The sequence below is a fragment of the Tomitella cavernea genome (assembly GCF_016599145.1).
In the GTDB taxonomy this organism is placed as follows: Bacteria; Actinomycetota; Actinomycetes; order Mycobacteriales; family Mycobacteriaceae; genus Tomitella; species Tomitella cavernae.
Genome location: NZ_JAENKO010000087.1, coordinates 1 through 7,345 on the forward strand (window position 1 = coordinate 1; position 7,345 = coordinate 7,345).

6 protein-coding genes are annotated in these 7,345 nt (G+C 70.5%); all 6 read left to right on the plus strand.

The window, feature by feature from the left end:
* A partial coding sequence (locus JJ683_RS18200; protein WP_200176196.1) for an acyl-CoA dehydrogenase family protein occupies positions 1-1,881 on the plus strand: 1,881 nt, incomplete at its 5' end.
* A 232-nt stretch (positions 1,882-2,113) separates the two neighbouring features.
* Entirely contained in the window at positions 2,114-3,223 is a 1,110-nt protein-coding gene (locus JJ683_RS18205; RefSeq protein WP_200176197.1) for an acyl-CoA dehydrogenase family protein, read from the plus strand.
* A complete protein-coding gene (locus JJ683_RS18210) occupies positions 3,208-4,386 on the plus strand; it encodes an acyl-CoA dehydrogenase family protein (RefSeq protein WP_200176198.1) in 1,179 nt (392 codons plus the stop codon). The genes JJ683_RS18205 and JJ683_RS18210 overlap by 16 nt, the downstream gene beginning before the upstream one ends.
* 17 nt (positions 4,387-4,403) lie before the next feature.
* Positions 4,404-5,429, plus strand: a complete 1,026-nt coding sequence (locus JJ683_RS18215; protein WP_200176199.1) for a bifunctional MaoC family dehydratase N-terminal/OB-fold nucleic acid binding domain-containing protein — start codon at positions 4,404-4,406, stop codon at positions 5,427-5,429.
* Positions 5,426-5,902, plus strand: a complete 477-nt coding sequence (locus JJ683_RS18220; RefSeq protein ID WP_242474848.1) for a MaoC family dehydratase — start codon at positions 5,426-5,428, stop codon at positions 5,900-5,902. The genes JJ683_RS18215 and JJ683_RS18220 overlap by 4 nt, the downstream gene beginning before the upstream one ends.
* 11 nt (positions 5,903-5,913) lie before the next feature.
* Positions 5,914-7,086 (plus strand): lipid-transfer protein, encoded by a 1,173-nt coding sequence (locus tag JJ683_RS18225; RefSeq protein ID WP_372435343.1) that lies wholly within the window; start codon positions 5,914-5,916, stop codon positions 7,084-7,086.
* Positions 7,087-7,345: the final 259 nt, after the last annotated feature.

Genomic DNA, 7,345 nt, shown 5'->3' on the forward strand with positions numbered 1-7,345 from the left:
CCCGCCCTGGCCGCCGGCGAGCGCACCTGCGGGCTCGCGGTGGAGCCGGCGCCGGTCGCCGCCGCAGCCGCGCCGGACGGGGGCCTGGCGCTGACCGGCGACGCCGGACTGGTCTACGGGTACGACGAGGACGGACTCGTCCTGGTGCGAGTAAACGACGCCGACGCCGACGCCGCGGCGGGCGAGACCTGGGCGCTCATCGACGCCGGCGCCGCGGGCGTCCACGCGGACGGACAGCAGGCGGCGGATCTCTCGGTGCCGCTGGCGTCGGTGCGCTGCGAGTCGGCAGTCGTGCCGGCGGGCCGCGTCCTCGCCGGGCTGCGCCCCGGGCTGGTGCGTGATCTCTTCGCCGCGCTCGCGGCGGCCGAGGCCGCCGGCATCGCAGGGTGGACGCTCGACACCGCGGTCGAGTACGCGAAGATCCGCGAGCAGTTCGGCCGGCCCATCGGCGGATTCCAGGCCGTCAAGCACCTGTGTGCCGAGATGCTTTGCCGCGCTGAGCAGGCGCGCGCCGTCGCATGGGACGCGGCGGTCGCCGCAGAGGAGCGCGCCGAGGGCGGCTCGGTGGGCGCCGAGCAGTCGATCGCAGCCGCGGTGGCTGCGGCAGCCGCGCTGGACTGCGCGGTGGACAACGCCAAGGATTGCATCCAGGTGCTCGGCGGCATCGGGTTCACCTGGGAACACGACGCGCACCTGTACTTCCGGCGCGCTCTGGGCCTGCGTCAGGTGCTCGGCGGGTCGGCGTCGTGGCGCCGCCACGTGGCCGGGCTCACCCTGGGTGGTGCGCGCCGCACCCTGCGCCTGGAGCTCGATGACGCGACCGAGGCGGGCCGCGCCGAGGTGCGCGCCGAGGCCGAGAAGATCGCCCGGCTCGCCGAAGATCAGCAGCGCGCCGCGCTCGCGGAATCCGGCCTGCTCACCCCGCACTGGCCGAAGCCCTACGGCCGCGCCGCGTCGGCGGGCGCGCAGGTGCTCATCGACGAGGAGCTCGACCGCGCGGGCGTGCACCGCCCCGACCTCGTCATCGGCGCGTGGGCCGCGCCCACGGTCATCGCGCACGGCACCGCGGACCAGGTCGACCGCTTCGTCCCTGCCACGCTGCGCGGCGAGATCTCGTGGTGCCAGTTGTTCTCCGAGCCGGGTGCCGGCTCTGATCTGGCCGCGCTGCGCACCACCGCGGAGCGGGTCGACGGCGGGTGGAAGCTCGACGGCCAGAAGGTGTGGACTTCGCTGGCCGTGCAGTCGGATTGGGCGATCTGTCTCGCGCGCACCAACAAGGACGTGCCCAAGCACAAAGGCATCACGTACTTCCTGGTGGACATGAAGTCGGCGGGCATCCGGATCAGCCCGCTGCGCGAGATCACCGGCGACGCCCTCTTCAACGAGGTGTTCCTCGAGGGGGTCGTGGTGCCCGACGAGTGCGTGGTCGGCGAGGTCGACGGCGGCTGGCGTCTGGCGCGCACCACCCTCGCCAACGAACGTGTCGCCATGGGCGGCGGCTCGGCGATGGGCGATGAGATGGAGGAATTGATCTCCGAGATTCGCAGTGCCGCGGGAGGATTGGGTGAAGCTGAGCTCGACACGCTGGGTGCGCAGGTCGTCGAGGGCACCACCGGCTCGCTGCTGGGGCTGCGCACCGCGATCCGCACGCTCGAGGGGCAGGACCCCGGGCCGGGGTCGAGCGTGCGCAAGATCATCGGCGTGCGGCACCGTCAGGCGCTCGCCGACGCGGCACTCGAGCTCGCGGGCGTGCGCGGCGCGGTGTGGGGCCCGCAGATCAAAAAGGTCCTGCACCACCGGTGCCTGTCGATCGCCGGCGGCACCGAGCAGATCCTGCTCACCGTCGCAGCCGAGCGTCTGCTGGGCCTACCGCGCGGGTGAGCGCGCCGGTCCGCGCTGCTACCGGACAGCGGGCCCGCCACGTGCCCCGGCGGGCCCGGCGGTGTTTCAATGCCAGCCGGAGTATCAGTACGCGAGCGGGTGCCGACGCCATGGTCCTGTCCCGCGCGGTGCGCCGGGACAGATCGTGACGATGTTCCGCAACAGACCGTGACATCGCGCCGGAAAAGTTCGTGACACGTATCTCCACTTAGTTCGATAGGACGGTTTTCAGGTGGACTTCACTCTGGGAAGTGAGCAGCAAGCGGTGGCCGAAGTCGCCGCGACCGTGCTGCAGACGGCGGCGAGCGCCGAGGCACTCGCCGCCATGGACAGGAAATCCCCGGTGTGGGACGAGACGCTGTGGAAGCGGCTCGCCGACGAAGGCGTGCTCTCACTGCCGCTTCCGGAATCGCTGGGGGGCGACGAGCTCGGCATAGCGGAGATCGGGGTGCTGCTCGACCAGGTCGGCCGGCACGCGGCGCAGGCGCCGGTACTGGAGACCCTCGGTTTCGGAGTGCTGCCTTTGCTCGCCCTCGGCGGGGACGTGCAGCGCTTCCTGGCCGGGATCCCCGGCGGCGCGATCCTCACGGGGGCGCTGAACGAGCCGGGGGCGCCGATGCCCGCCGAGCCGGCCACGACGGCCGCCGTGGACGGCGACGGCTTCGTCGTCACCGGCCGCAAGGTGGGGGTGCGCTACGCCGAACAGGCGGCGTTCATCCTGGTGCCGACGTCGTCCGGGGTCGCCGTGGTGGCCCCCGGGGCGGACGGTGTCACGCTGACCCGCACGTTCACCTCGTCTCTCGCGCCGGAGTGCACGATGGTGCTCGACGGCGTGCGCGTCGACGCGCACGCCATGCTCACCGGCGCGCCGGTGGCGGACGTGTACCGCATCGCCCTGGCGACGCTGGCTTCGCAGGCGGCCGGCCTGGGCACGGGCATGACCAACCTGACCGCACAGCACGTGAGCACGCGCGAACAGTTCGGCAAGCCGATCGCCGCATTCCAGGCGGTGTCCCAGCAGGTGGCCGATTCCTACGTCACCGCGCGCACACTCGAGCTGGCGGCGACGTCGGCGTGCTGGCGTATCGCGCAGGGTCTCGACGCCGCCGAAGACACGTCCGTCGCCGCGTACTGGCTGGCCGAGCGGCTTCCGGTGGCCATGCAGCAGTGCAGCCACATGCACGGCGGCCTCGGCGCCGACGTCACCTACGCGGCGCACCTGTACTACGAACAGACGAAGGACCTGGTGCGCCTCGTCGGTGGCCCGGCGTCGCGTCTGACCATCCTGGGCGCCCTCAGCGCCCGCGACCTGGGTGTGGAGGCAGCATGCTCATCGATCTGACCCCCGAGCAGAAGAAGCTCCAGACGGAGCTGCGCGAATACTTTTCCAAGCTCATCTCGGCCGACGAGGCCGAGGCGATGCTCACCGACCGGCACGGTGAAGCATACGAGACCGTCATCCGCCGGATGGGGGGCGACGGCTGGCTGGGCGTCGGCTGGCCCACCGAGTTCGGCGGCAAGGGCTTCGGCGAGATCGAGCAGCAGATCTTCACCAACGAGGCGGTGCGCGCGGACGTGCCGCTGCCGTCGGTCACGTTGCAGACCGTGGGCCCGACGCTGCAGAAATACGGCACCGACGAGCAGAAGAAGAAGTTCCTGCCGGCGATCCTCGCCGGCGAGGTGCACTTCGCCATCGGCTACACCGAGCCGGAATCAGGCACCGACCTCGCCTCGCTGCGCACCACCGCGGTGCTCGAACAGGGCGACGACGGCCCGCACTACGTCATCAACGGCCAGAAGATCTTCACCACGGGCGGCCACCAGGCCGACTACATCTGGCTGGCGGTGCGCACCGGCACCGTGGAGGACAGGCACCGCGGCATCACGATCCTCATCGTCGACACCAAGGACCCGGGATTCTCCTGGACGCCGATCATCACGGCGGACGGCGCGCACCACGTCAACGCCACCTACTACGAGGACGTGCGCGTGCCCGCCTCGATGCTGGTGGGCGAGGAGAATAAGGGCTGGCGCCTGATCACCACACAGCTCAACCACGAGCGGGTCATGCTGGGGCCGTGCGGCCGCATCGGCGGGCTGTACGACCACATCAGCGAGTGGGCAAAGCGCGGAGGACCGGACGGCGCGCCCCTGGCGTCCCAGCCGGACGTGCAGCGGGCGCTCGGCGAGATCCGCGCGATCTACCGGCTCAACGAGCTGCTCAACTGGCAGGTCGCGGCGGCCACCGGCGACCTGGACATGGCCGACGCCTCGGCCACCAAGGTGTTCTCCACCGAGCAGGTCCAGCGCATGGGCCGGATCGCCGAGGAAGTCGTGGGCCGCTGGGGCGACCCCGCCGACCCGGACACCGGCCGCCTGCTGCGCTGGCTGGACGCGCAGACCAAGCGCAACCTCGTCATCACGTTCGGCGGCGGCGTCAACGAGGTCATGCGCGACCTCATCTCCACCGCCGGGCTCGGACTGCCGAAGGTGTCCCGCCGGTGAGCGCACAGGAGACTCCCATGACGGACCAGTACATCCTCGATGCCGCGCAGCGCGTGCGCGACGACGGGGGAAGCGCGCCCCGCAAGGGCCGCGACCCGATCAACCAGCCGATGATGAACAACTGGGTCGAGGCGATCGGCGACCGCAACCCGATCTACGTCGACGACGCAGCAGCACGCGCCGCCGGGCACGACGGGATCGTCGCCCCGCCCGCGATGGCGCAGGTGTGGACGATGCGCGGCCTCGGCGCGGTGCGCGAGGCTGACGACCCGCTCGGTCGCATGACCGACATCCTCGATGAGGCCGGCTTCACCTCGGTCGTCGCGACGAACTGCAACCAGGTCTATCACCGTTATACGAAGCCGGGCGATGAGGTCACCATCGAGACGGTGCTCGAGGACGTCGTCGGCCCCAAGAAGACGGGGCTGGGCGAGGGCTGGTTCTTCACCACCCGCAACTACTGGCGTGACGCCGCCGGCGACGTGGTGGCCGAGATGGAGTTCCGGATCCTGAAGTTCCGCCCGCCGGCCAAGAAGGCCGACACGCGTGACAGGCCGGCCGTGGCGGGCTCGGCCTCCGGTGATCCCGTCGACGACCTCGACGGCGCCAAGATGATGCGCCCGCAGGCCTCCCGCGATACCGAGTTCTTCTGGGACGGCGTCGCCGCGCACGAGCTGCGCATACAGAAGCTGGAGGACGGCGCACTGCAGCACCCGCCGCTGCCCGCGCTGTGGAAGCCCAAGGGGGAGAACACCGACTACGTCGTCGCCTCCGGGCGGGGCACGGTGTACAGCTACGTCGTCCACCACGCCCCCAAGGTGCCGGGCCGGCAGCTGCCGTTCGTCATCGCGCTCGTCGAGCTCGAAGAGGGCGTGCGCATGCTCGGCGAGCTGCGCGGCGTCGACCCGGACGCGGTGGCCATCGGGCAACCGGTCGAGGTGGACTTCCTCGACTTCCCTGAGGATCCTGACGCGTCCGGCCGCGAGACCTGGACGTTGTACGCGTGGCGTCCCGTCGACGGAGCAGCGAAGGAGAAGCGATGACCCCCAGCACCCCCGGCGCGCCCGGCACCCCTGTGGCGGGACCCCCGGCCGGGCCGCCCGCAGTGGCGGCCGGAGACGCGTTGCCGGAACTGAAGATCGACGGCACGCCCACCTTCATCATCGCATCGGCCCTGGCCACCCGCGACTTCGAGGACGTCCACCACGACCGGGACCGGGCCCAGCAGCGCGGATCCAAGGACATGTTCGTCAACATCCTCACCGACACGGGGCTGGTGCAGCGATACGTCACCGACTGGGCCGGACAGAGGGCGGTCATCCGGTCGATCTCGCTGCGCTTGGGCGTGCCCTGGTACGCGTACGACACCCTGAGGTTGAGCGGCACGGTCGAATCGGTCGGCGATGACGGCCTGGTCACCCTCGCGGTGACGGGGGCCGACTCGTTGGGCAAGCACATCACCTCGACGGTGACGCTGGTCATGGACGGTACCGCGGAGAAGGGAGCCGGCGCATGAGCGGGCAGTCAGTGCAGGCGCTCTCCGGCGCCGCCGCAATCGCCGGGATCGGTGCCACCGACTTCTCCAAGGACTCGGGGCGCAGCGAATTGCGCCTGGCATCCGAGGCGGTCCGGCTCGCGGTCGAGGATGCGGGGCTCACGCCCGCCGACGTCGACGGGCTCGTGTCGTTCACCATGGACACCAACATGGAGATCGCCATCGCGCGCGCGCTCGACATTCCGGAGCTGAAGTACTTCAGCCGGATCCACTACGGCGGCGGTGCGGCCTGCGCCACCGTGCAGCAGGCCGCAATCGCGGTGGCCACCGGTGTGGCCGACGTGGTGGTGGCCTACCGCGCGTTCAACGAGCGCTCCGGCAAGCGGTTCGGCCAGGTCGATACCGGGCTGGTCAATCGTGTCGATTCGGGGGGCGCCGACTACGCGTTCTCCTACCCGCACGGCCTGAGCACCCCGGCCGGCACCGTTGCGATGATGGCTCGCCGGTACATGCACGAGTACGGCGCGACCAGCGAGGACTTCGGGCGGATCGCGGTGACCGACCGCAAGCACGCCGCCGTCAACCCGAACGCCTTCTTCTACGACAAGCCGATCACCCTCGAAGACCACCAGAACTCGCGGATGATCGCGGACCCGCTGCACCTGCTTGACTGTTGTCAGGAATCCGACGGCGGCATCGCGATCGTGGTGACCTCGGCGGAGAGGGCCAAGGACCTGCCGCAGAAGCCGGTGTCGATCCTCGGCGCCGCGCAGGGCAGCGCGCGCGACCAGTTCATGATGATGAGCTACTACCGGCCGGACCTGGCGTGCATCCCCGAGATGGGGCTCGTCGGCAGGCAACTGTGGGAGCAGTCCGGTCTCCGTGCGCAGGACATGGATGTGGCCGTGCTCTACGACCACTTCACGCCTTATGTGCTGATGCAGCTCGAGGACCTCGGGTTCTGCGGCCGGGGCGAAGCCAAGGATTTCGTCCGCGAACCCGGCGCGCTGGAAGTCGGCGGCACGCTGCCGCTGAACACGCACGGTGGTCAACTGGGCGAGGCCTACATCCACGGGATGAACGGCATCGCGGAGGGGGTGCGGCAGATCCGCGGCACCTCGGTGAATCAGGTCGACGACGCGGCGCGCGTCCTCGTCACCGCCGGCACCGGTGTGCCGACCTCCGGTCTGGTGTTGGGGGCATAGCCACAGCCCCAGCGGCACGATCCTGTCGGGGCCCCGCACGGCGTTCGCGCCGGGCGAGGCCCCGACTTCTGTGTCGTGGCCGGCCGTTCGCCTATTCCTCCCTGGCAGACGGAACCGCTTTCAGGCCTGCGTTGACCTGGGGATTTGTGTTTGGGTGGGGGTGGGCGTAACTTTGGTCGGGCCGGAGCGGCGAGAGCAGCTCCCAAGCCCGGAAGGGGCTGGGGGCGGTGCGCTTGTGAGTGTGCTACGGTGTATCCAG